This is a genomic window from Azospirillum sp. A1-3 (genome assembly GCF_023806445.1).
In the GTDB taxonomy this organism is placed as follows: Bacteria; Pseudomonadota; Alphaproteobacteria; order Azospirillales; family Azospirillaceae; genus Azospirillum.
Genome location: NZ_JAMSLU010000006.1, coordinates 27,420 through 49,929, shown reverse-complemented (window position 1 = coordinate 49,929; position 22,510 = coordinate 27,420). Strand labels below are relative to the sequence as shown.

At 68.6% G+C, this 22,510-nt stretch carries 20 protein-coding genes; 8 read left to right on the top strand and 12 right to left on the bottom strand.

Going from position 1 to position 22,510, the window contains the following annotated elements; translation table 11 throughout:
- Window positions 1-40: 40 nt before the first annotated feature.
- Window positions 41-3,607 (bottom strand): hybrid sensor histidine kinase/response regulator, encoded by a 3,567-nt coding sequence (locus tag M5E06_RS28050; RefSeq protein ID WP_252141069.1) that lies wholly within the window; start codon window positions 3,605-3,607, stop codon window positions 41-43.
- Between the two features lie 481 nt (window positions 3,608-4,088).
- Here M5E06_RS28050 and M5E06_RS28045 point away from each other — a divergent pair, with 481 nt between their 5' ends.
- Window positions 4,089-4,340, top strand: a complete 252-nt coding sequence (locus tag M5E06_RS28045; protein ID WP_109076207.1) for a hypothetical protein — start codon at window positions 4,089-4,091, stop codon at window positions 4,338-4,340.
- 95 nt (window positions 4,341-4,435) lie between these two features.
- Here M5E06_RS28045 and M5E06_RS28040 read toward each other — a convergent pair whose 3' ends face one another.
- The 3 genes from M5E06_RS28040 to M5E06_RS28030 all read right to left on the bottom strand — a co-directional run bounded on the left by M5E06_RS28040 (window position 4,436) and on the right by M5E06_RS28030 (window position 5,937).
- A complete protein-coding gene (locus tag M5E06_RS28040; protein WP_109076206.1) occupies window positions 4,436-4,726 on the bottom strand; it encodes a hypothetical protein in 291 nt (96 codons plus the stop codon).
- Window positions 4,727-4,818: 92 nt separating this feature from the next.
- Window positions 4,819-5,067 (bottom strand): hypothetical protein, encoded by a 249-nt coding sequence (locus tag M5E06_RS28035; RefSeq protein WP_109076205.1) that lies wholly within the window; start codon window positions 5,065-5,067, stop codon window positions 4,819-4,821.
- 330 nt (window positions 5,068-5,397) lie between these two features.
- The gene (locus M5E06_RS28030; protein WP_252141068.1) at window positions 5,398-5,937 is read right to left on the bottom strand and encodes a hypothetical protein; all 540 of its coding nucleotides are present in this window, start codon (window positions 5,935-5,937) and stop codon (window positions 5,398-5,400) included.
- A 268-nt stretch (window positions 5,938-6,205) separates the two neighbouring features.
- On the opposite strand from M5E06_RS28030, the gene M5E06_RS28025 reads away from it, so the two are divergent.
- From M5E06_RS28025 to M5E06_RS28015, 3 genes are all read left to right on the top strand, one after another.
- Window positions 6,206-6,850: a DUF47 domain-containing protein gene (locus M5E06_RS28025; protein WP_109153690.1), complete on the top strand. Its 645-nt coding sequence runs from the start codon at window positions 6,206-6,208 to the stop codon at window positions 6,848-6,850.
- A 10-nt stretch (window positions 6,851-6,860) separates the two neighbouring features.
- A complete protein-coding gene (locus M5E06_RS28020) occupies window positions 6,861-7,874 on the top strand; it encodes an inorganic phosphate transporter (RefSeq protein ID WP_252141067.1) in 1,014 nt (337 codons plus the stop codon).
- Between the two features lie 131 nt (window positions 7,875-8,005).
- Entirely contained in the window at window positions 8,006-8,341 is a 336-nt protein-coding gene (locus M5E06_RS28015; RefSeq protein WP_252141066.1) for a hypothetical protein, read from the top strand.
- Between the two features lie 21 nt (window positions 8,342-8,362).
- Here the strand turns inward: M5E06_RS28015 and M5E06_RS28010 are convergent, their stop codons facing one another.
- From M5E06_RS28010 to rimO, 5 genes are all read right to left on the bottom strand, one after another.
- Window positions 8,363-11,125, bottom strand: a complete 2,763-nt coding sequence (locus M5E06_RS28010; RefSeq protein WP_252141065.1) for a response regulator — start codon at window positions 11,123-11,125, stop codon at window positions 8,363-8,365.
- A gap of 174 nt (window positions 11,126-11,299) precedes the next feature.
- Window positions 11,300-11,551 carry a hypothetical protein gene (locus M5E06_RS28005; protein ID WP_042690341.1) on the bottom strand — a complete coding sequence of 84 codons (252 nt, stop codon included), beginning with the start codon at window positions 11,549-11,551 and terminating at the stop codon, window positions 11,300-11,302.
- Between the two features lie 121 nt (window positions 11,552-11,672).
- Window positions 11,673-11,840 carry a hypothetical protein gene (locus M5E06_RS28000; RefSeq protein ID WP_167393469.1) on the bottom strand — a complete coding sequence of 56 codons (168 nt, stop codon included), beginning with the start codon at window positions 11,838-11,840 and terminating at the stop codon, window positions 11,673-11,675.
- Between the two features lie 81 nt (window positions 11,841-11,921).
- Complete coding sequence (locus tag M5E06_RS27995) at window positions 11,922-12,266, bottom strand: HNH endonuclease (RefSeq protein WP_252141064.1); 345 nt, start codon at window positions 12,264-12,266, stop codon at window positions 11,922-11,924.
- A gap of 22 nt (window positions 12,267-12,288) precedes the next feature.
- Window positions 12,289-13,608 (bottom strand): 30S ribosomal protein S12 methylthiotransferase RimO, encoded by a 1,320-nt coding sequence (rimO, locus tag M5E06_RS27990; RefSeq protein WP_109076221.1) that lies wholly within the window; start codon window positions 13,606-13,608, stop codon window positions 12,289-12,291.
- Window positions 13,609-14,074: 466 nt separating this feature from the next.
- On the opposite strand from rimO, the gene M5E06_RS27985 reads away from it, so the two are divergent.
- Window positions 14,075-14,527 (top strand): MarR family winged helix-turn-helix transcriptional regulator, encoded by a 453-nt coding sequence (locus M5E06_RS27985; protein ID WP_252141063.1) that lies wholly within the window; start codon window positions 14,075-14,077, stop codon window positions 14,525-14,527.
- 70 nt (window positions 14,528-14,597) lie between these two features.
- Here M5E06_RS27985 and M5E06_RS27980 read toward each other — a convergent pair whose 3' ends face one another.
- Both M5E06_RS27980 and M5E06_RS27975 read right to left on the bottom strand, forming a co-directional pair.
- Window positions 14,598-15,557, bottom strand: coding sequence for an acetyltransferase domain-containing protein (locus M5E06_RS27980; RefSeq protein WP_252141062.1), 960 nt, complete (start codon window positions 15,555-15,557; stop codon window positions 14,598-14,600).
- Entirely contained in the window at window positions 15,554-16,438 is an 885-nt protein-coding gene (locus M5E06_RS27975; protein WP_252141061.1) for a hypothetical protein, read from the bottom strand. The genes M5E06_RS27980 and M5E06_RS27975 overlap by 4 nt, the downstream gene beginning before the upstream one ends.
- 148 nt (window positions 16,439-16,586) lie before the next feature.
- Between M5E06_RS27975 and M5E06_RS27970 the strand changes: the two genes are divergently transcribed.
- Window positions 16,587-17,177: a hypothetical protein gene (locus M5E06_RS27970; protein WP_252141060.1), complete on the top strand. Its 591-nt coding sequence runs from the start codon at window positions 16,587-16,589 to the stop codon at window positions 17,175-17,177.
- A 56-nt stretch (window positions 17,178-17,233) separates the two neighbouring features.
- Here M5E06_RS27970 and dnaE read toward each other — a convergent pair whose 3' ends face one another.
- Window positions 17,234-20,725, bottom strand: coding sequence for a DNA polymerase III subunit alpha (gene dnaE, locus M5E06_RS27965; RefSeq protein ID WP_252141059.1), 3,492 nt, complete (start codon window positions 20,723-20,725; stop codon window positions 17,234-17,236).
- 109 nt (window positions 20,726-20,834) lie between these two features.
- Here dnaE and M5E06_RS27960 point away from each other — a divergent pair, with 109 nt between their 5' ends.
- Both M5E06_RS27960 and M5E06_RS27955 read left to right on the top strand, forming a co-directional pair.
- Window positions 20,835-21,503, top strand: coding sequence for a hypothetical protein (locus tag M5E06_RS27960; protein WP_252141058.1), 669 nt, complete (start codon window positions 20,835-20,837; stop codon window positions 21,501-21,503).
- Window positions 21,504-21,599: 96 nt separating this feature from the next.
- Window positions 21,600-22,481: an EamA family transporter gene (locus M5E06_RS27955; protein ID WP_252141057.1), complete on the top strand. Its 882-nt coding sequence runs from the start codon at window positions 21,600-21,602 to the stop codon at window positions 22,479-22,481.
- Window positions 22,482-22,510: the final 29 nt, after the last annotated feature.

Below are 22,510 nucleotides of genomic sequence, written 5' to 3'. Positions count from 1 at the left end.
CCCCCATTTGCGGCCGCCCGGCTTTTGTCCGGTTCCGGCCTTATCGCTCGGCCACGGCCGCCGTCTGCAGCGCCGCCCCGTTCAGGAAGCGGCGCAACGACGCCGGCTTCACCGGTTTGTAGAGCACGCCGCAGCCGCAACGCTCCGCCTCGGCCCGCACCGCTTCGGAACGGTCGGCGGTCAGCAGCAGCCCCTTGACCGGACGGTCCCACAATTCCCGCAACCGCTCCAGAACCGCAAGCCCCGTCTGGCCGTCACCGACGTGATAATCGACACAGACCACATCGGGAAGCGCCCCGTCGAAGGGAACGAGCGCCGCCAGCGCCCCGGTGACGTCCGACGCCGTCGCCACCCGGCAGCCCCATTGGCCGAGCAGGGCGCGCAGGCCGGCCAGGATCGGCTCCTCGTTGTCGATGCACAGGACCAGCAGCCCGGCGGACAGGGCGGCGGGGGTGGAGACCGGGCGGTCGACCGGGGTGGCGCGCGCCTGCTCCAACGGCACCTCGACCGCAAAGCCGGTGCCGCGCCCGACGGTGGAGCGCAGGGTGACGGGATGGCCGAGCAGCCGGGCGATGCGGTCGACGATGGCGAGGCCGAGGCCGAGACCCTTGTCGGCCGGGTTGCCGCCGCCATTCTCGCCGCCCAGCCGGCGGAACTCCTCGAACACCTCGCGGCGCTTGGCCTCCGGGATGCCGGGGCCGGTGTCCCAGACCTCGATGCGCAGGCGGTCACCATGGACGGGGTCGCGGCGCCGCCGGCAGCCGAGCAGCACCCGGCCCTTGGGCGTGTAGCGGATGGCGTTGGACAGGAAGTTCTGCAGGATGCGGCGCAGAAGCTGCGGGTCCGACCGCACCACCGCGCCGCAGCCGACCACCTTCAGCGTCAGGCCGCGTTCCTGCGCCAGGGCGGAGAACTCCACCCCCAGCCCGCCCAGCAGCTCGTCGAGGGCGAAGCTGCGCATCTGCACCCGGACATTGCCGGCGTCCAGCGAAGAGATGTCGAGCAGCCCGCCCAGCAGCATCTCGGTCGAGCGCAGCGAAGCGGCGGCGTTGTCGATCATGCCGCATTCGGCAGCGCGCTGATCGGGCGTCGGCAGGGCCCCTCGCATGCTCTCCTCCAGCGCTGAGACGAACAGGCGGGCGGCGTTCAGCGGCTGCAGCAGGTCGTGGCTGGCGGCGGCGAGGAAACGGGTCTTGCTGGCGTTGGCCGTCTCGGCCTCCGCCTTCGCCTGCTGGAGAGCGTCGGTGCGCTCCTGTACGCGCTGCTCCAGGCTTTCGTTGGCCTCGCGCAGGGCCTCGGCGGCGCGGTAGCGCTCGGTCACGTCGGTGTAGGTGGAGACGTAGCCGCCTTCCGGCAGCGGGTTGGCGACGATCTCCAGAACCGTGCCGTCGGGGCGGCGGCGCTCGTAGCGGTAGGGCCATTGCTGGTTGGCGGTGTCGCGGTTGGTCAGCAGCGCCGTCATGTCGTGGGCGCTGTACTCGCCGCGCCGCTCGTTGAAGCGGATCAGGTCGGCGAAGGGCACGCCCACCCGCACCATGTCGGCCGGCAGGTCGAGCAGTTGCAGATAGCGCTGGTTCCAGGCGGCGATGCGGTAATCGGCGTCGATCACGCAGATGCCCTGGCCGATGTTCTCCAGCGTCGCCTGGAGCAGTTTCCGGTTGAAGCGCAGGGCCTCCGAGGCCTCGTCCAGCATCGCCATGGCGTCGCCGCGCGACAGCGAGCGGCCCTGCAGCGAGGCGGCCATCACCACCCGCGCCGACGCCGCGCCGATGGCGCCGGCGATCAGCGTCTCGGTGAAGCGGACGGCGTCGAGGTCGGCGGGACCGCCCTCGCCCTTGCGGCCGACCAGGTGAAGCAGGCCGCCTCTGGCGGCGTAGGCGTCGAAGGCGGCGTTGCCGCGCTCCGCCCCGACGAAGCGGATGGCGAGCGCGCGCAGGTCGGCCAGCTTGGCGAGGGCCTGGGGGGTGTCGTCCTCGTCCCGGTCGGCGGTGGCGGTGGTGTAGAAGACGGCCTGGGTGCGCTCCACCGAGCTGGGGCGGGCCAGCAGCGATCCGGCGACGAAGGCGATCAGGTTGGCCAGCAGGCTCCACAGGCTGGCGTGGGAGATGGGGTCCAGCCCGTCGATCCCGAACAGGGCCTGCGGGCGCAGCCAGACGATGCCCCAGGGGCCGAAATCCAGGAAATCGGCCGACACCGGGATGATGCCGCCCATCGACGGCACCAGCAGCGTGTAGACCCACAGCAGAAAGCCGGCGCCCAGCCCCGCCAGCGCCCCCACCCGGTTGGCGCGCGGCCAGTAGAGCCCGCCGAAATAGGCCGGCCCGAACTGCGCCACCGCGACGAAGGACAAGAGGCCGATGACGGTCAGCGGGTAATCGCGATCGACCAGCCGGTGCATGATATAGGCGAGCAGCAGGATCCCCAGCACCGACAGCCGCCGCACCAGCAGCAGCGTGCCGACCATGTCGCGCCGGCCGACGCGGGCGGCGAAGCGGGGGCGGCTGAGCAGCAGCGGCATCACCACGTCGTTGCACAGCATGGTGCTGAGCGACACCGCCGCGACGATGACCATGCCGGTCGCCGCCGACAGGCCGCCGATGAAGGACAGCAGGCTGAAGCCGCCGGCCCCCGCCGCGATGGGCAGGGTGATCATGAAGGTGTCGGGGTTGATGCCATCTCCGAAGGTGATCAGACCGGCCACCGCGATAGGGATCATCAGGGCGCTGAGCGCCAGCAGGTAGGTCGGGTACATCCAGGCGGCGGCGCGCAGATGGCGGGGGCTGTCATTCTCCACCGTCATCACATGGTACATCTGCGGCAGGCAGAGAAAGGCGATGATCGAGATCGCCGTGTTCGACCACCAGGTCGGGTCGGTGAAATCGGGCGACAGCAGCGGGTCGGCCTGCGGCCGGGCGAGCAGGTCGGTGTAGCCGTCGAACATGCCCCAGACGATGAAGGCCGCCACCGCCACGAAGACGGTCAGCTTCACCAGACTTTCGAAGGCGATGGCCAGCATCAGGCCGCGGTGATGCTCGCTGGCGTTGATGTGGCGGACGCCGAACAGGATGGTGAAGACCGCCATCGACAGCGCCACCGCGAAGGCGGTGTCGCCCCAGATCGGCGGCGGCAGGGCGGCCGGGGCGGCCAGCGAGGGGGCGGTCAGCACGTCGAAGCTGGCGGCCACCGCCTTCAGCTGAAGCGCGATGTAGGGCAGAACGCCGACCAGCGCGGTCAGCGTCACCAGCGCCGCCACCGCCTGGCTCTTGCCATAACGGGCGCCGATGAAGTCGGCGATGGAGGTGACGTTCTGCGCCTTGGTGATGGCGATGGTCTTGGTCAGCACCGGCCGCGCCGCCAGCAGCAGGATCATCGGCGCCAGATAGATCGGCAGGAAATCGAAGCCGCTGGCCGACGCCCGCCCGACCGAGCCGTAGAAGCTCCAGCTGGTGTTGTAGATGCACAGCGTCAGCGCATAGAGGATGGCGGCCGTCCGCGGCGACGCCGACAGCAGCCCACCCCCGGCGGTGCGGCGGTCGCCCCACCAGGCGATGGCGAACAGCACCCCCAGATAGGCCGCCGAAACGGCCAGCACCAGCCAACTCTGCACGACCGACGGACCTCTTGCCGGGGGAGGGGAAATGGTGCCTGACCCTATCCCAAGGTTCGACCCGCCAACAACGGCCGGTCTCGCAGTTGCCCAAAAACTGTGCAGCCCTGAACGAAGGTAGGGGGCGCGTATGGTTCGAAGTTCGAACTATTCTGCGCCTGCCGGACGCCGCCGTCCCGGTCGCCGCTGGTGCGACGGCCGGCGTTCCTGCTCCCGACCTTGGGCATCCGCTCAGGGTCCGGGACCGCCGAAGCGGCCGTTTCCGTCTCCTCCCTCGTACGGGGACGGCCGCTTCCGCGCTTCCTGTTTTGGGCCTGGAGCGTGGGGCAAACGGGGGTCCCGGTCGGTTTACTGCGTCGTCCTCGCTGGGAAAGCGCCACGAACGGTCCAATCTATGGCAAGATGGTCCATCGTGAGGGAGACCGGCCGTCGGTGCCGGACCCGGTGCGTGGCCTGAAACGGAAGACGGACGCCCAAGAGAATGCTGATCGACGCCTATTTGGGATTCCGGGTCGGGGACGTGGTCCTTGACCGTGCGGAACTGGCGGCCGGCACCGCCACCATCAAGGAAATCCACGTCGTTCCCTGTGACTGGGCGCATGGCCTGACCGGCATCGCCGTCATGGAGAATGGTGCCGAGCGTTTCATCGTCCAGCTGAAGAAGGTGCGCCCGGCCGAGGAAGAGGTCGAGACCGAAAGCAACGTCCGGCCGCTGCGGCATCGCGCACGCTGAACGGTTCCCGCAATCGCCGAAAACGAAAAGGCCCGCCGCCCCGGATCGGAGCGGCGGGCCTTCGCTTTTGCGGCGGCGGCGGAGTCGCCGGCCGCTCAGTGGCGAAGCTGGACGCGCCCGCCGTTCCTGCGCGCGTCGTCGACGCTGGCGATGACGGGAAGGCCGCGCAGGAAGGCGGCGCCGGTGTCGGTCGCCTCGAACAGGACATGGCCCTGGCGGTCCTGGCCGCGGAAGCGGGCCTCGGTCGCCATGCCGGCATTGCGGACGGCGGCCGACAGTTCGGACACGGCCCTCCAGATGCGGGCACGGTGTTCGGCGGCGCTGGCGCAACCGGTCGCATCCGCGACGGCCAGCGTTACGGTGAAGGAATGAAGCTCGATCGCCATGGTGGCACCACGGAACTTGGAGTGCGGGATTGGAAAACCCGGATCGTTCCGGCCATCGCCGGATACGGTGCCGGCCCTAGGGATCGAGAAACTCAGTCGTAACGGGGAAGCTTCGACAGGACGATGTCGCTGATGAGGCCGCGGAGCTGGCTGACCGGGAGCTGTTCGACCGGAATGCAGACGGCGCGGGCATAGGTCTCGCAAACATGCCAGGCGTGGTCGGGTTCGACCAGGATGTGCCGGGCGAGATCTTGGTCATCGGCGTTCGCCCGACCGGGGAGCGCCTTTTCACAGGCCAGGACGGTTTGAACCATGTCGCTGGCCAGACTGTGCAGATTCATGGATGGCACCTTCCCATGTTCGGGAATTTGTTGGGAACACGAACAGACTAGACCTTCGGACCAGATTCCACAACGGTGCCTATGACGTTCGGCTGTGACAATTCAACGATGGTGCCACATCGCACGTCCCGGCGCCCGTTTCGGCGAAAACGCTTTGACGATGCCGCCGCGGACCGGCCGATACCAGCATGAACATAGGTCGGGGCGAATTATTCCGCCTGTGACCGTTTCGCGGGTCTGACGCGGCAAATTCCGGGCCGGTCCTTCGGCAATCCCCTCTTGCGCCGGGCGCGGTTTTGCCCATGGGGTGGAGGCGGCGATTGCCGCCGGTCAGGTCCGGATCAGGCCGTCCTGCTTCGGCGGGGCCGGGGCCGGGGTTGGAGCCGGAGTCGGGGTGGCGGGCGGCGAAAGCTGCCAATTGTCCAGTGCCCGCCTCAGCGCGTCCAGCCCGGCGCCGGCGGAGGATTTCGCCTCGTCGGCGGCGCGGGTGATGGCGGCGCAGAGCGCGGCGCGGCGTTGCGGGTCGTCGCGGCTTTCCTCCAGCGCGCGGCCGAGATCATCGGTCGTGTCGCCGCCCCTGGCATCGGGCTGCGCCGTCTTCGGGTCGATGCCCAGCAGCGGCAGCAGATACTCCCGCCCCTTCTCGCGCGCCACCGCCACCGCCTTGTCGCCGAACCGCTCCGCCGCCGCCAGACCGGTGTCCCAGGCGCCGAGCGCGGCCGAGACGGTGGGGCTGCAGCGGCCGGCCGTTTCCTCCGGGGGAGGCGCCGCGGGAGGCGCCGTCTGGGCGTGCAGCGGCGCGGCGCTCAGCAGCAGGGCGGCGATGGCTGGCAACGCAAAGCGGCGGAGGGGATTGGTCGGGCACGTCATGCGGGAGGACCTGCGGTCGAAGAGGGGCCTTCGGGAGATTTGGGGAGGCGGCGGGCGGCTTTCCATGGCCCCCCTTATGGGGCGCGGTCCGGCCGGTGCGGTGGCGGGAAAAGCGGCGATATGCCGCGACCTGTGGCGATTTTGCTACCGAATGACGTTTTCATGGCGTTTACATGACATGCTGCCGCTGCACCGCACCGCGAAGCGTGGTAAGAGCAGCCCGAAATCTCACCAGTCCCCTATCCAGATACAGGCGAGTCACCGTCCCATGCTGCTGCGCGCATTCCGTTCGCTGATGCCGAAGGAGGAACGCTTCGTCGACCAGTTCGTCGAGCAGGCCCGTCACATCGTGGCCGCCGCCGCTGCCCTGGAAGCGGTGATGGACGCAGAACCGGACGACCGCACGCAGAAGATCGCGGCGCTGAAGCGGGTGGAGAAGGACGCCGACCGCGTTGCCAAGGATGCAGGGCGCGACCTGCACCGCGCCTTCATCACGCCGTTCGACCGGTCGGACATCCTGTCGCTGATCAACGCGCTGGACGACGCCATCGACCTGATGGACGAGGTGCCGCGCCATGCCGGCCTGTACGGCGTCGAGGTGTTCGACGAGCCGATGCGCCGCTTCGTCGCCCTGATCCGCCAGCAGGCCGACGTGCTGCTGGAACTGATGCCGCTCCTGGGCTCCATCGCCCGCAACGCCGAGCGGATCGACCATCTCTGCGGCCGGCTGTCCGATCTGGAGGACGAGGCCGACGATGTGCTGCGCGACGCGCTGAAGGCGCTGATCGCGGAGAAGCCGGACATGATCGCCTTCCTCGGCCGGCGCGAGCTGTACGAGATGCTGGAGGCGGTTACCGACCGCTGCGACGACGTCGGCGACCTTGTCGCGGGCATCACGCTCGATCAGGTCTGAGGCCGCGTCGATGGAGGCCCTGCAACTCGGTCTGCCGGCGATCGTCCTCATCATTCTGGTGGCGCTCGCCTTCGACTTCATCAACGGCCTGCACGACGCGGCGAACTCCATCGCCACCGTGGTGTCGACCCGCGTGCTGTCGCCCAAGCTGGCGGTCCTGTGGGCGGCCTTCTTCAACTTCATCGCCTTCCTGTTCTTCGGCCTGCATGTCGCCACCACCATCGGCACCGGGCTGGTCGATCCGCTGGTGATGGACCCGGCGGTGATCCTGGCGGCGCTGATCGGCGCCATCGGCTGGAACCTGATCACTTGGTGGCTGGGGCTGCCGTCCTCCTCCTCGCATGCGCTGGTCGGCGGCATCGCCGGGGCCGGCATCGCCAAGGCGGGGTTCGGCGCCATCGTCGCCAGCGGCTTCACCAAGACGGCGGTCGCCATCGTGCTGTCGCCGGGCATCGGCCTGCTGCTGGCGCTGCTGCTGATGCTGGTGGCGTCCTGGGCGCTGCGCCGCGCCGCCCCCTTCACGGTCGACCGGCAGTTCCGCCATCTCCAGCTGGTTTCGGCGGCGCTCTACAGCCTGGGCCATGGCGGCAACGACGCGCAGAAGACGATGGGCATCATCGCCGTGCTGCTGTTCAGCCAGGGCATGCTGGGCGATACCTTCCACGTCCCCTTCTGGGTCATCATCGCCTGTCAGGTGGCGATGGGGATGGGCACGATGATGGGCGGCTGGCGCATCGTCCGCACCATGGGCTCGCGCATCACCGACCTGAAGCCCTATCAGGGCTTCTGCGCCGAGACGGCGGGCGCCATCACCCTGTTCGGCGCGACGTGGCTGGGCATTCCGGTGTCGACCACCCACACCATCACCGGCGCCATCGTCGGCGTCGGCTCCGCCCGCCGCACCTCGGCGGTGCGCTGGGGTCTGGCGGGCCGAATCGTCTGGGCCTGGGTGCTGACGATTCCCGCCTCCGGCATCGTCGCTTGGCTGTCCTACCTGCTGGTCGCCGCCCTGCTGCGCCCGTAAGGGCGCCTTTCCGGGGGGAGAACGCCCGCAGAACGATGGGGCGAACGGATAAGCCCTTCGTGATGCAGCGCGGCCTTGACCCGCAAGGGCGGTAACGGCAGGATCGGTGCGGTGGAGACAGGATACCGGTCATGCCGCATATCGAACGCACCGATCAAGGTGAGCAGTATGTGTTTCCCGGCACCGAACGCCGGACGGTCCCCGGCTTGCCCTATGCGGCGGAAGCCGACGGCCAGCTGACCCTGCATTTCTACGCCCCGCCCGAGAAGTCCGAACGCCGTCCGCGCCCGACCTCGGCGCGCGCGCTGTCGTCCACGCCCCTGCCGGTGACGGCGCTGCCGGCCAACGCGGCGATGCCCCCCGGGATGGCGCAGGCGCAGACGGCGCCGGCGGCGACCGACTCCGCGCCGCAGAGCCTGTTCGGCCGCCGGCTCGCCCATTTCCCGCGGGTGTTCGACCAGCCCTGAGTGGCGTCGGGCTGAGCGGCGTCAGGCGGTGCCGGTGCGGCTCCGCGTGGCGTCGAGCATGCGGGCGACCTGACGCAGCAGAATTTCGCGGTCATAGGGCTTGCCGACATGCCCGTTCATCCCGGCCTCGCCGCATTCGCGCCGTTCCTCCTGGGATGAACCGGCGGTCAGCGCCAGGATCGGCAGGTCGCCGCGCGGCGGCGGCATCGCGCGGATGGCGCGGCTCGCCTCCAGCCCATCCATGCCCGGCATCTGCACGTCCATCAGCACGAGGTCGTAGTCGCCGGCCTCCACCGCCTCCACCGCCGCGGCACCGTCGGCCACCAGATCGATGGCGTAACCGCTGTCGCGGAACAGGGCGGCCAGCAATTCGCGGTTGATCGCCAAATCCTCGGCGATCAGCAGGCGCGGCGGTCCGGGGGAGCGTTTGGCGGGACGGTCGGTCGGGGGTGGGGAGGGCGGACCGGCGGCCGTCGCCGGACGTGCGGAGCCGCCTTGCCGGGCGGCGACGCGGGCGAGCTGCCGGCGCAGGTCGTCGATGGCGAAGGGCTTGGCGATCATCGCGACGTCGGGACCGAAGGCGGACGGGGTGCCGGCGGCATGGGCGGCGAAGCCGGAGGCCAGCAGCACCGGCAGGCCGGGGCGCATGCGGGCGGCGTGCCGTGCCAGCTCCGTCCCGTCCATGCCCGGCGGCATGACGACGTCGCTCAGCAGCAGGTCCAGCGGCTCAGGCCCGTCCAGCACCACCAGCGCCTCGTTGGCGTTGGCCGCCGCGATCACCCGATGCCCCCAGCCGCGCAGCAGCCCGGCCACCATGTCGCGCACCGTCGGGTCGTCGTCGACCAGCAGGACCGACAGCGGCCCGGAGGACGGCGCCCAGGACGGAACGGGAGCCGGACTGGGAGGCGGCGCGGCAAAATTCAGGGCGGTATCCGGGGTAAGGTCCGGAACAGAATCGGGGGTGGCGGCGGGCCCGACCGGCGGCGTCCTGGACGCCCTGGGGGCCGGCTCCGCCGGCAGCAGGCGGCTCGCCGGCAGGCGCACCGTCACCGTGGTGCCGACGCCCAGCGTGCTGCGCAGAGAAAGGGTGCCGCCATGCAGTTCGACCAGCCGTTTGGTCAGCGGCAGGCCCAGTCCGGTGCCCTCCGCCTCGCGACTGGCGGCGTTCCCGGCACGGGCGAAGGGCTCCAGCACGCGGTCGAGATCCTCGGCCGGGATGCCAAGTCCGGTGTCGATGACGCGGATCACCGGCATGCCGTCGTCCAGGGCGGCGGACAGGGTCACCGACCCGCCCGACGGCGTGTATTTCACCGCGTTGGCGATCAGGTTCAGCAGGATCTGGCGGATGCGGCGGTCGTCGCCGTGCAGGTTGAGCACCGCCGGTTCCACCACCGCCGATAGAAGCACGCCGGCATGCTCGGCCCGCGGGGTCAGCATGCGGACGGCGAAATCGGCGGCATCCTCCAGGTCGCAAGGTCCTTCCTCGAGCGTCAGCGCCCCGGCTTCCGCCCGCGCGTGGTCGAGGATCTCGTTGATCAATTCCAGCACATGCTGGCCGGAATCGCGGACATTGGCGGCATATTGCCGATAGGAGGGCGTGCCGACCGGCCCTTCCGCCTCGCGGGCGATCAGGTCGGAGAAGCCGATCACCGCGTTCAGCGGCGTGCGCAACTCGTGGCTCAGGCCGGCCAGGAACTCGCTCTTGTCGTGGTTGGCGGCCTCGGCGGCCCGGCGTGCGGTCTCCGCCATGTCGCGGGCCTTGTCCAGCTCGGCTGCGAGTCGCGCTGTCTCGTCGCGCTCGGCGCTGGTCCGCTCCACGGCGCTGCGCGCCTCGGCCAGCGCCACCTGCGCCTTGCGCTCGCGGTCGAGGTAGCGCAGGCCCCAACCCAGCATCGCCAGGATCGCCAGCAGCCCGACGATCGTCTCCAGCACCGTGTGCAGGGTGCGGGTGCGCCAATCGGCCATCGCCTCGTCCCGGCCGATGCCGGTCAGCACCACCAGACCATAATCGCGCACCGTCCGGTAGGCGGCGATGCGCGACACCCCGTCCAGCACCGACTGCAGCAGCAATTGGCCTTCCGGCGCCTCGCGCAACTTGGATTGGAACACCAGCCCGCCGGCCACCGATTTGCCGGCCGACTCCAGGGGAGCCGGGCGGCGGGCGATGACCTCGCCGGCCGGGCCGTAGACGCCGATCAGCGGATCGAACTCGACGCCAAGCAGGGCGTAGAAATCGGTCAGCGAGTCCACCCGGATCGTTGCCGACGCCATTCCGACGAAACGCCCTTCATCGTCATACAGGGGACGCGAGACCGGGAAGACCGGCGGCTGACCGCCGCTGCGGACGGTTTGCGCCGCACCGACATGCAGGCGCGTGCCGCCGCGCAGGGCCTCCAGCCCGGCCGGATCGGCGAAGTCGGCGATGCGGTTGGGAAAGCTGGCCGATTCCAGAACGGTCCGGCCATCGGCGTCATAGATCCAGATGGCGTCGGCGCCCTCGACCTGGGCGGCATATTCGCGCAGCCGGGTCCAATGCTTCAGGTCGCGGACCTTCTGCGGGCCGCCGGCTTCCGCCACCATCGCCGCGGTCTGGTCGAGCGCAACGTCGGCCGTGCGCACCGTGCGGTGGACATGGTCGTCGACCAGCCGGGCCATGTCCCGGACCATGGCGAAGCGGCGCTGCAGCGTGTCCTGGTAATCGTGGTAGATCCGGTGGCCCGCATTGCCCGCCAACGCGGCCAGCACCACGACCATCACCAGCGCGCCCCGTAGGAAGCGTCCCACGAATCCCCCTTCTTATGCCGCCCTCATGTGCCACCTTATGGTGACCATGCACGGTGCGGCCCGAACAATGCTTCAGGCTCAAACTATCACGAATCCGGGCGGTCGGATGCCGGATTCGACCGGGCGGCCCCTTGGGGTTTGTCCTGATGGTCCGCCGGTTTTCGGAAGGATCGGTCAGGCTTCCTGAACGGTTTCGATCTCCGACAGATCGGACAGGCGGCGGGCCAGACGTTCGGTGCAGCGGACTTCGAGGATGCCGAAGCCGGCGTTGGGGGCGATGGTGTGCAGGTCGCCGGCCATGCCGTTCTCGCTGGCCAACCGCCGCACCCGCTCCACCATCGCGTCGCGCTCCGGCCGTCCCGGACGCAAACCCGGCAGCGGGCGGGTGAAGTGGAGCTTGTAGCGCTTGAAGATCGAAGGGGCCATCAGGTCACGGGTGCGAAGTGGGGGCGGTCACTGGGGAAAATAGGGTCCCTGGATGCCGTCCCCCGGATCTCGCACAGGCCGGCGGTGCGATGCCAGCCCGAAAAGGCTCTATTCCGGCCGCTTACTTTTTGGGTTCGACGTTTTCGGCACCGGCGCGGGTGCCGCCGAAACGGTCGGCGCCCTTGGCGTCGGGGGCGTCCGGCTTCTTGTGGTTGCCGGTGTTCTGCTCGCCCTCGGTGTGGCGGACGGTCTGTTCGGTGTGGGGCTGCTTGTTCTGCTGGCCGGTCATCGGTTGAGTCTCCCTTATATAAGGTGTCCCCCCCTTAACCGGATCGGCCGGCATTGGTTTCGGTCGTGGTTGCGGTTGACCTCAGCTTTGCCGGGCAATCGCCTGCGCCACCGCCATCCACCGCTCCTCCTCCGCCCACCCGTCCGCATCGCGGAGCGCGCGCAACGGGGGCCAGACGCCGAGCCGGCTGGAGCGGCGCAGCGCGAAGAAGCGGTCGAGTTCCTCTCCGGTCGGCAGCCGGTCTTCCTTGCGCTGGTTGCAGCGGCGGTGCGCCAGCACGACGTTGGCCGGATCGTCGATCCCGCCGTATGCCTGGGGGATCAGGTGGTCGAAGGTCGCCTTCGCCCCCACCGGCCCGTCGCAGAAGAAGCAGCGCCCGCCCTGCTGGACGTCCATCAGTCTGGTATCGTCCGGCGTGACGGGCATGGCGCTCTCCAGTCCGGTTGGATTACAGGTCGCGTTCGACGCTGCCCCACAGGTCGTATTCGTCGGCATGCTCGATGGTGACGTCGACCATGTCGCCGGGCTTCAGGCCGGTCTCGCCGTTCAGGAAGACGTTGCCGTCGATCTCCGGCGCGTCGGCGTAGGAGCGACCGATGGCACCCTCCTCGTCGACCTCGTCGATCAGCACGCCCAGCGTATAGCCGACCTTCTGCTGGAGCCGCTCGGCGCTGATCGCCTTCTGCGTCTCCATGAAGCGCTCCCAACGCTCCTGCTTGACCTCTTCCGGGACGGCGCCGGGCAGGTCGTTGGCGGTGGCGCCCTCAACCGGCTCGTACTTGAAGCAGCCGACGCGGTCGAGCTGGGCCTCCTTCAGCCAGTCCAGCATGAACTGGAAGTCCTCCTCCGTCTCGCCGGGGAAGCCGGTGATGAAGGTGGAGCGCAGGACCAGATGCGGGCACTCGTCACGCCATTTGCGGATGCGGTCCAGCTGCTTTTCCTGGGCGGCCGGGCGGCGCATCGCCTTCAGCACGGTGGGCGAGGCATGCTGGAACGGGATGTCGAGATAGGGGAGGATCTTGCCCTCCGCCATCAGCGGGATGACCTCGTCCACATGCGGATAGGGGTAGACGTAATGCAGTCGGACCCACAGGTCGAAGTTCGCCAGTTCGTTGCACAGGTCGAAGAAGCGGGTGCGGACCTCGCGGTCGTACCATTTCTCCGTCTTGTACTTCACGTCGACGCCGTAGGCGCTGGTGTCCTGCGAGATGACCAGCAGTTCCTTGACGCCGGCGACCGCCAGCTTCTCCGCCTCGCGCAGGACCGAATGGATCGGCCGGCTGACCAGATCGCCGCGAAGGCTGGGGATGATGCAGAAGCTGCAGCGGTTGTTGCAGCCCTCGGAAATCTTCAGATACGCGTAGTGGCGCGGGGTCAGCCGCAGCCCTTCCGGCGGCACCAGATCGGTGAAGGGGTTATGCGTCGGCGGCACGGCGTCATGCACCGCGCTGACCACCTGTTCATACTGGTGCGGACCGGTGACGGCCAGCACGTCGGGGTGGATTTGCCGGATCATGTCCGATTCCACGCCCATACAGCCGGTGACGATGACCCGCCCGTTCTCCTTGATCGCCTCGCCGATGGCGTCCAGCGACTCCTTCTTGGCGCTGTCGAGGAAGCCGCAGGTGTTGACCAGCACGACGTCCGCGCCGTCGTAGCTGGGGGAGATCTCGTACCCCTCCGCGCGCAGGCGCGTGAGGATGCGCTCTGAATCGACGAGCGCCTTGGGGCAGCCGAGGCTGACGATGCCGACCTTCGGGGCGCCCATGGTCTGGGCGGCGGCCGGCGATGCGGACTTCGGAACGGGGGATGTGGTCATCGCGCGCGTATACCGCCGAATCGAAAATTACGCCAGTGAAACATGGCGACGAAGCGAGTCGGCATGGCCGATATGCCGATTCCGCCTGAGTTTGCTTGGCTTCCGGGAACTCGGCTTCTCTTGCCGGGCTCAAAGCGATGCGACAATTTGCAACAAAAAGATGAAGTGTTCGATGTTTCGTTTTTTGTTCGACCGCGCTAATATATGTGGTGGTGTCATGATCGACGTGGCTGCCGCCTTACCGCGATAGCTGCCTGCCTTTTGATACGCCCATCGTATAGCCACTAAACTTTATAGAGTGGAACAAATGGACTTTGCAAAAGTGCGCGGCGTTGCTGCGGGCCGGATGGCGATGCGGAACAACGCGGCATCCATCGGCGCCGGCGCCACGGGAGCCGGATCCATCGGAGCGGCCATGGACTTCACCGAAGCGGATCATGCCGGCGGCGCGTCGCCGCAGGCCATCGCCGACGTCATGCTTCAGATCGCCCACATTGCCGACAGCCTGGGCTATACCCACGGATTGAAGCCGTCGCAGTGGACGGCGCTGCGCTACTTCGCCGGCGCCAACAACAGCCAGCGCACGGTGTCGGCCTTCGCCGACTTCCACGCCACCACCCGCGGGGCCGCCTCGCAGATGGTGGAGGTGCTGGTGGGCAAGGAGCTGCTGGTCCGCGTGCCGGTTCCGGAGGACCGCCGCGTCACCCAGCTGCACCCGACGCCGAAGGCGCTGGAACTGCTGCGCCACGACCCGCTGAACGACTTCGCCGGCGTCATCGCCGCACTGCCGGGCGACGACCAGTACAAGCTGGCCGAGACGCTGACCAGCCTGCTGCGCGGCCTGCTGGAAAAGCGGCAGTCGGTCTGATTCAGGGCCGGCTGATTCTGGGCAGTCTGATTCTGGGCCGTCGTAACCGGGGCCGCTCCGACCGCAGCCGTCAGGGCTTGCGGCAGGCGGCGACCGCGGCCTCCAGCCCGCGCTGATCGCGCTCGCTGAGGCGGTTGGCGACGAACCCCTCCCACACCCCGATCCGCGCCAGTTCCGACTGCACGCAGCGGCAATTGGCGGTGCAGGTCGCCGACGCCACCCCGGCGCGCTCGCAACTCGACACGCATGCCGCCTGGAAATCGCGTGCGGCAGGCGTCTCCACCGGCGACAGCTGCGCCGCGGCCCAGGCGATGCCGAACAACAGCGGCTGGTGCAGCAGATAGACCGCAAGGCTGTGCCGCCCGGCCAAGGCCAGCAGCCGCCCGGCGCCGCTGGTCACCTCGACGCCCTCGCCCATCGCCGGCCACAGCCGCGCCAGCCCGATCCCGGCCAGAACGCCGCCGATCCAGGGCAGCAGCGGCACGAAGTCGTTGGAATCCGGCGCCACCGTGGTCAGCCCGATCCAGCGCAGCCAGGGGCTGTCGAACAGCGGGAGGCCTTGCGTCGTCCCGATCAGCACCGCGGCAGCCGCCGTCGCCAGGGTCACGGCGGCCGGCAGGCGGACGAAGGCGAGGCCGATGACGCTCGCCACCGCGATGTGGTGCAGCACGCCGAAGAAGATCGGGCTGTCGGGGAACAGGGCGTAGGACGCCGCCGAAACCGCCGCGGCCCCCGCCGCCACCCGTCCCAGCCGGCGCAGGAAGCGCCCCGGATCGAGCCCGTCGCGGGTCGCCAGCACCAGACCGATGCCGGCCAGCAGCAGAAAGCTCGACAGGATCACGGTGCGCGCCGCCAGCCACAGTGGATCGCCCAGCAGGTCGAAGCGGGCGAGCCCGAAATAGGTGGCGTCCCAGCTGCCGTGATAGGCCGCCATCGCAACCAGCGCCAGCCCGCGCGCCACGTCGATGGCCGGACGGCGGGAGCCCCGCGCGAGGTCCTGTTGTGCCGGCGCGATGCCGATTGCCGTCATGATCCGGTCATCCCCACGCCGAAAATCCATCCCTCTTGCCGCCTTGCGGTGTCGTCCAGTCCCGGCGGCGTCCAGGCTGCCGCCTTTGCCGCGAGCCAGCGCAGGCCGGCGGCCGACACCAGCGCGTCGCTGTCATGGTCGCTGACCATACCGGACCGCTGCAAAGGGTGCGAGCCCAGCCGGCGCAGAGCCTCGTCCATTTCGCCGCCGTCGCGGATCTTGCGTTGGCCGAAGCCGGTGTGTTTCAGGAACAGGCGCGGGTAGATCTCCACCATCACGCTTTGCCCCGGCACCGGATCCTCGAAGGGCCAGACCGCCAGCCGGCCGGGCAGGGCGGCGCGCAGGGCGCGCAGCACCCGCATGCCGGCCAGGGCGCCCTTGCCGACCTGCTTTGACCCGATCAGCTTGTAGGGGCTCTGCGGGTGGCCCAGACCGTCGGCGCGGCAGGCCCATTCGGTGGCGCGGTGCGGGTCCTCGTACCAGTCCGGCTGCGGCCCGACATGCCAGAAACCGACGCCGTGCACCGGGTGGCTGGCGAAGGGGCCGCCGCCGAAGTCGGGCTCCGCCGCGCAGACCTCCTCCACCGCGTCCCACAGGTCGAACGCCGTCGCTTCCCGGCCGGGGAAGCCGCGCGCCGCCACCGCGAAGGGCAGGGAGAAGGCGCAGTCGATGCCAACAAGCGCCGGTTCTCGTGGCAGTTCCGCGCGCAGCCAGTCGAACACCGCCGTCCGCGACCACCAGCCGCCGGGGCCTTCGACCAGCCGGGGGGCGTCGTCGCCCGCCGCGCACTCCGCCACCGCGATGCCGGCGTAGCGCTTGGCCAGCGCGCCGGACCAGTCGATGGCGATGAAGCGGCGATGCGACGATGAATGGCCGCTCATGGGGGTATGGGGCATGGGTTGGGCGGATGACTGACGGGGCGGAGTTATGGTCCAGGATCTCTTGTTTTAGGATAGAATGTCAATTGCACCTCTTTAATTGCGTGTGTAAATCGTTGAGGAAAACATCGATTCTCACAGGGGGGCGCGAATGGCCGATGTGCTTGACGATTTGATCGCGGATCCGATGGCGTTCCTCAGCAAGAACGTCATTCAAAACTATAACAGTCCGGCCAGCGGGCTTTGCGATGCGTCGGTGGCGGCCACGATGGACGACAGCATTCGTTCCGCCGACGGCCATTCGATGGGGAATCTCACGTACCTCACCCTGAACCCGACCGCGGCCAAAACGGCCAAAGTCGCTTGGTTGAAGTATAACGACAACATGACGACGACGCTCGACGTCGGCTTCTGGACTTCGGCGAAGGTCATCATGACCGACCTGCTGACGGGTTGCTCCGTCGGGATCAAGCGTTTCAGGCTGGGCGGTCTCCGCATCGCCCACTCCAATCTGAAAACCGGCGGCCAGATCAATGTGGCAGCCAATGCGACCGCCCTGACGGGATTCGACATCCAGCTTCACAAGGCGGGATACATCACCGGCACGAACGACAGTCTGGGTGCCGAGTGCTGCCTTGTCTATGGCGTGGCCGGCACCTTCAGCTGGACATTCTATGCCCAGATCCTGCGGAATTATTCCGGCGGCAACGGCGAGGTGCACAGGGTCGTCAAGCTTGGATGAGGGAGCGATGCCGGCGGGATCGGCTGTTTCCTGGCCATTCCCGCTGCCTGCGTGGTTCACAACTCCGCCACTTCCACCACGCCGGGCACCGCCTTCAGGGCGGAGCGGCTCTGCGCGGTGATGGTGTAGCTGCCGGGCAGCTCGATCTCGATCTCCTTCAGCGGGTCGACCTCAACCAGCACGTTGATGCGGCTCTTGCCGCGTGACAGCCGGTCGAGCGTGGCGCGCAGATGCTCGATCGGGCCGGTTTCGCGCAGCACCACGCGCAGGCCAGCGCTGACCGAGGCGACCGCCTCCTCCAGCGGCTTGATCTCCTGGCAGGTCAGGCGGACCTCTTCGCCGTTCAGCTGGGCGTCCACCGTCATCAACACCGGGCGGCCGGGCTCCAGCAGGTCGCGGTTGGCGGCCAGCACTTCGGAGAACAGCGTCACCTCATAGCCGCCGGTGGCGTCAGACAGCTCGACGAAGGCGAAGCGGTTGCCGGACTTGGCGGTCTTCTCCTTCTTCGAGACAACGATGCCCGCCATCTTGTAGCGGGTGGAGCCGCCCTTCGCGATGGCGGTCTGAAGTTCGGCCGAGCGCACCACCTTCATGCGGCCGAGCGGGCCGGAATAGGCGTCCAGCGGGTGGGCCGACAGGTAGAAGCCGATGGCGCCGAACTCGTGCTTCAGCTTTTCCAGCGGCTCCCAGTCCTTGACCTTGGGCATCTCGGGTTCGGGCAAGCCGCCGCCACCGCCGCCGAAGAGGTTGCCGATGCCGCTGTCGCGCTCCGCCGCCTCCGCCTGGGCATAGCGGATGATGGTCTCCAGCGCGGCATGGACCTGGGCGCGGTTGGGGTTCAGCCCGTCGAAGGCGCCGGCGCAGGCGAGATTCTCAAGCTGGCGCTTGTTGATGGTCTTCAAATCCAGCCGGCGGGCGAAGTCGAACAGGCTCTTGAACGGGCCGTTCTTCCGCCGCTCCTCCACCACCGCGCGCATGGCGGGTTGGCCGACGCCCTTGACGGCGGCCAGCGCATAACGCACCGCCTTGGTCCCGTCGGCCAGCTGCTCCACCCCGAAGATGGAGTCGGATTTGTTGATGTCCGGCGTCAGCAGCCTGATGCGCAGCCGGGCGAGTTCCTGGCGGAAGACGTTCAGCTTGTCGGTGTTGCCGAGGTCGAGCGTCATCGACGCCGCCATGAACTCCACCGGGTGGTTCGCCTTGAGATAGGCGGTGTGGTAGGCGACCAGGGCGTAGGCGGCGGCGTGGGACTTGTTGAAGCCGTAGCCGGCGAACTTCATGACCTGATCGAAGATCATGCTGGCCAGATCGGCCTTCACGCCGCGCGCCTCGGCGCCGTCGCAGAAGATCTTGCGCTGGTTGTCCATCTCCTCCTTGATCTTCTTGCCCATGGCGCGGCGCAGAAGATCGGCGCCGCCCAGCGAATAGCCGGACAGCACCTGGGCGATCTGCATGACCTGTTCCTGGTAGATCATGATCCCGAAGGTCTCCTTCAGGATGCCTTCCAGGCTGTCATGCATGTAGTCGGCTTTTTCCTCGCCGTTCTTCACCCGGATGTATTTCGGGATGTTGTCCATCGGGCCGGGACGATAGAGCGACACCAGCGCGATGATGTCCTCCAGCCGGTTCGGCTTCAGCCGGCGCAGAACGTCGCGCATGCCCGAGCTTTCCAGCTGGAACACGCCGGTCGCCTCGGCGCGGCTGAGCAGCTGGTAGCTCTTCTCGTCGTCCAGCGGGACGGTGGTCAGGTCCGGCTTCTCGGGGATCAGATCCACCGCCGTCTTCAGCACGGTCAGCGTCTTCAATCCCAGGAAGTCGAACTTCACCAGACCGGCCTGTTCGACATACTTCATGTTGAACTGGGTGACCGGCATGTCGGAGCGCGGGTCTCGGTAGAGCGGAACCAGCTCCTGCAACGGCCGGTCGCCGATCACCACACCGGCGGCGTGGGTCGAGGCGTGGCGGTAGAGCCCCTCCAGCTTCAGCGCGATGTCGATCAGGTGGCGCACGGTGTCGTCGCTGTCGCGCGCCTGCCGCAGCATCTCCTCGCTGTCCAGCGCCTGCTGCAACGTCACCGGGTTGGCCGGGTTGTTCGGCACCATCTTGCAGATCTTGTCGACCTGCCCGTAGGGCATCTGCAGCACGCGACCAACGTCGCGCAGCACGGCGCGGGCCTGGAGCTTACCGAAGGTGATGATCTGGGCGACGCGGTCGTAGCCGTACTTGTTCTGGACGTAGCGGATGACCTCTTCGCGGCGGTCCTGACAGAAGTCGATGTCGAAGTCGGGCATCGACACGCGTTCGGGGTTCAGGAAGCGCTCGAACAGCAGACCGAAGCGCAGCGGGTCGAGGTCGGTGATGGTCAGCGCCCAGGCGACGACGGAGCCGGCACCCGACCCGCGGCCCGGACCGACGGGAATGTCCTGGTTCTTCGCCCATTTGATGAAGTCCGACACGATCAGGAAATAGCCGGGGAACTTCATCTTGACGATGACGTCCAGCTCGAACTCCAGCCGCTCGAAATAGGTCTTGCGGGTCTCCTCGCGCTGTTCCGGCGTCATGTCGGGCGTGAAGACGACCTTCTCCAGCCGCATCTCCAGGCCGGCGCGCGACTGGGCCCGCAGCTCGTCATCCTCGGTGCGGCCGCCTTCGCAGGCGAACGGCGGCAGGATCGGCTTGATCGGCTTCAACAGGAAGGAGCAGCGCCGGGCAATGGCGACCGTGTTGTCCACCGCCTCCGGCAGATCGGCGAACAGCAGCCGCATCTCCTCCGCCGACTTGAAGCGGTGGTCGGGGGTCAGGCGGCGGCGGTCCTCCTGGCTGAGATAGGCGCCCTCGGCGATGCACATCAGCGCGTCGTGCGCCTCGTACATGTCCTCGGTGGCGAAATAGCAATCGTTGGTGGCGACCAGTGGCAGGTCGTGTGCATAGGCGAGGTCGATCAGCGCCGGCTCGACGGCGTTCTCCACCGTGGCGAAATGGCCGCGCCCGCCCTCGTGCCGTTGCAGCTCGACATAGAGGCGGCCGGGGAACAGGCGCTTCAGCTTCTCCAGAACCTCCAGCGCCAGATCCTTCTGCCCCTCGTGCAGCAGCCGGCCGATGGAGCCGCCGGGGCCGCCGGTCAGCGCGATCAGCCCGGCGGACCGCCCCTCCAGCGCGTCCAGCGTCACCTGCGGGCCGGCCAGCGGGTCCGACTCCAGGAAGGCCTTGGACACCAGCGCGGTCAGGTTGCGGTATCCCTCCTCGTTCTGGCAGAGCAGGACGATCTGGTCGGGGGTGGCCGCCGCCTTGCCGGGCAGGCCGGGCTTCGTCTGGGCCGGGCCGACGCGGGTGATGCCCAGCACGGTGCCGATGATCGGCTGAACGCCGGCATCCGACGCCGCCAGCGCGAATTCCAGCGCGCCGAACAGGTTGCCGGTGTCGGTGACCGCGACGGCCGGCATCTGCTGTTTCAGGCAGAGCTTGACCAGCTCCTTCACCTTGATCGCACCTTCCGACAGCGAATAGGCGGAATGGACGCGCAGGTGGATGAAGTCGGCGTGGGGCATGGCAACCGGAGATTTGCTGCGAGAGAGGCCCCTGGTTCTAGCACAGGCCGGAGGCTTCCCGCGACCGTCGCGCTGGCGCATGCGAACGTGGTATGGAAGTCGCCGCATCATGACCAGGGATGGGGAGGACGCCGCGATGGATCGGCCGCACCTTGCACCCGTCGCCCGACTGCGGCCGGCCTTCATGGACCGCCGCGCCGTCCGGGTGGCGACGCCTTTTGCCCTGCTGGCCGGCTTGACGCTGGCGCTCGCCGCCTGCGAGACCGTGCCGCCGCAGCCGGCCTCGCCGCCGCCCGCCGCCGGGCTGGAGGATGGGCCGGCCAAGCCCTTCGGTTCCGGCAAGGGCTGGACCGTCACCGTCCACACGCCGCCGAGCGGCAAGCGCTTCTGCGTCGCCGAGCGCGGAATCCCGGTCGGGCAGAACGCCGCGCCGCGCCTGAGCTTCCGAACCGCCTCGGTCGAATCGGGGTTCATCCTGTCGGGCTTCACCCCGTCGGACAGCGGGGCCGTGGTGAAGCCCGGCGAACGCTATGACCTGACGGTCAGCGCCGACATGGGACCGCGCCTGTCGCTGAGCGCCCGCGGCCTGCCCAACGGCAGCCTCTATGTCGCCGTGCCGACCAAGGGCTTTCTGGAGGAGATGGAGCCGCTGGCCCGCGCCCACCGCGTCAGCTTCCGCAGCAGCGGGCTGGGGGAACTCGGCACGATGCTGCTGGGGGGATCGTCCTGGGCGATCAACGCGTCGGACGAATGCCGGATCCTGCACGCGGATTCGTGATGCCTGCCCTTGGTTGCGGGGCGCAGGTCAGCCACGCGGCAAGCGCGCCCTGCCGCCGATTGACCGCCCCCGCAGTGCCCGTTTAGCCTCCCGATCATGCGTGCTTCCCACATCCTGCTCGCCGTGGCGGTCGCCGCCGTCTGGGGCTTCAACTTCGTCGCGATCAAGGTCGGATTGCGCGATTTCCCGCCGCTGCTCTTCTCCTGCCTGCGCTTCGCGCTGGCGGCGCTGCCGGTGGTGGTGGTGGGCTGGGGCAAGGGGCCGCCGGTGGCGTGGCGCTATGTGATCGGCATCGGCGTGATGCTGGGCGTGGTGAAGTTCCCGCTGCTGTTCCTCGGCATCGACGTCGGCATGCCGGCGGGGCTCGCCTCGCTGGTGCTGCAGGCGCAGGCCTTCTTCACCGCCATCTTCGCCGCCTTCGTGCTGGGCGACCGGCCGGGGCTGCGGCAGATCGGCGGCATGGTGGTCGCCTTCGCCGGCGTCGGGCTGATCGCGCTGGAGATGCCGGCAGGCGATTCGCTGCTCGGCCTTGGGCTGACGCTGGCGGCGGCGGCGGCCTGGGGCGTGTCGAACATCGTGATGAAGCAGGCCAAGGCGCCCGACCTGTTCAGCCTGATGGTCTGGGTCAGCCTGATCCCGCCCTTGCCGCTGCTGGCGATGTCGCTGGCGCTGGAAGGGCCGGACCGCATCGTCCATGCCTTCACCACCCTGACGCTGGTCGGGGTCGGCTCGCTGGTCTACATCGCGGCGGCGGCGACGCTGTTCGGCTTCGCCGCCTGGGGCTTCCTGATGCGGCATTACCCGGCCAGCCTGGTCGCCCCCTTCTCGCTGCTGGTGCCGATCTTCGGCATGAGTTCCAGCGCGCTTCTGCTGGGCGAGACCTTCACCACGGCGAAGCTGGCCGGCGGGCTGCTGGTCTTCGCCGGGCTGGCGCTGTCGGTTCTGAAGCTGCCGTCCCCGGTGCGGGCGCGGGCCTGACCGCGCGTACCCGCCGCGGGGCAGCGGTC

Excerpts from the sequence above, each read along its gene's own strand:
- dnaE (WP_252141059.1), bottom strand. The coding sequence starts at position 20,725 with ATGCCCCACGCCGACTTCATCCACCTGCGCGTCCATTCCGCCTATTCG.
- M5E06_RS28015 (WP_252141066.1), top strand. The coding sequence starts at position 8,006 with ATGCCGCATATCGAACGCACCGATCAAGGTGAGCAGTATGTGTTTCCC.
- M5E06_RS27955 (WP_252141057.1), top strand. The coding sequence starts at position 21,600 with ATGCGTGCTTCCCACATCCTGCTCGCCGTGGCGGTCGCCGCCGTCTGG.
- M5E06_RS28025 (WP_109153690.1), top strand. The coding sequence starts at position 6,206 with ATGCTGCTGCGCGCATTCCGTTCGCTGATGCCGAAGGAGGAACGCTTC.
- M5E06_RS28030 (WP_252141068.1), bottom strand. The coding sequence starts at position 5,937 with ATGACGTGCCCGACCAATCCCCTCCGCCGCTTTGCGTTGCCAGCCATC.
- M5E06_RS27985 (WP_252141063.1), top strand. The coding sequence starts at position 14,075 with ATGGACTTCACCGAAGCGGATCATGCCGGCGGCGCGTCGCCGCAGGCC.
- M5E06_RS27980 (WP_252141062.1), bottom strand. The coding sequence starts at position 15,557 with ATGACGGCAATCGGCATCGCGCCGGCACAACAGGACCTCGCGCGGGGC.
- M5E06_RS28035 (WP_109076205.1), bottom strand. The coding sequence starts at position 5,067 with ATGAATCTGCACAGTCTGGCCAGCGACATGGTTCAAACCGTCCTGGCC.
- rimO (WP_109076221.1), bottom strand. The coding sequence starts at position 13,608 with ATGGGCGCCCCGAAGGTCGGCATCGTCAGCCTCGGCTGCCCCAAGGCG.
- M5E06_RS28040 (WP_109076206.1), bottom strand. The coding sequence starts at position 4,726 with ATGGCGATCGAGCTTCATTCCTTCACCGTAACGCTGGCCGTCGCGGAT.
- M5E06_RS28000 (WP_167393469.1), bottom strand. The coding sequence starts at position 11,840 with ATGACCGGCCAGCAGAACAAGCAGCCCCACACCGAACAGACCGTCCGC.
- M5E06_RS28020 (WP_252141067.1), top strand. The coding sequence starts at position 6,861 with ATGGAGGCCCTGCAACTCGGTCTGCCGGCGATCGTCCTCATCATTCTG.
- M5E06_RS28005 (WP_042690341.1), bottom strand. The coding sequence starts at position 11,551 with ATGGCCCCTTCGATCTTCAAGCGCTACAAGCTCCACTTCACCCGCCCG.
- M5E06_RS28045 (WP_109076207.1), top strand. The coding sequence starts at position 4,089 with ATGCTGATCGACGCCTATTTGGGATTCCGGGTCGGGGACGTGGTCCTT.
- M5E06_RS27970 (WP_252141060.1), top strand. The coding sequence starts at position 16,587 with ATGGCCGATGTGCTTGACGATTTGATCGCGGATCCGATGGCGTTCCTC.
- M5E06_RS27975 (WP_252141061.1), bottom strand. The coding sequence starts at position 16,438 with ATGAGCGGCCATTCATCGTCGCATCGCCGCTTCATCGCCATCGACTGG.
- M5E06_RS27960 (WP_252141058.1), top strand. The coding sequence starts at position 20,835 with ATGACCAGGGATGGGGAGGACGCCGCGATGGATCGGCCGCACCTTGCA.
- M5E06_RS27995 (WP_252141064.1), bottom strand. The coding sequence starts at position 12,266 with ATGCCCGTCACGCCGGACGATACCAGACTGATGGACGTCCAGCAGGGC.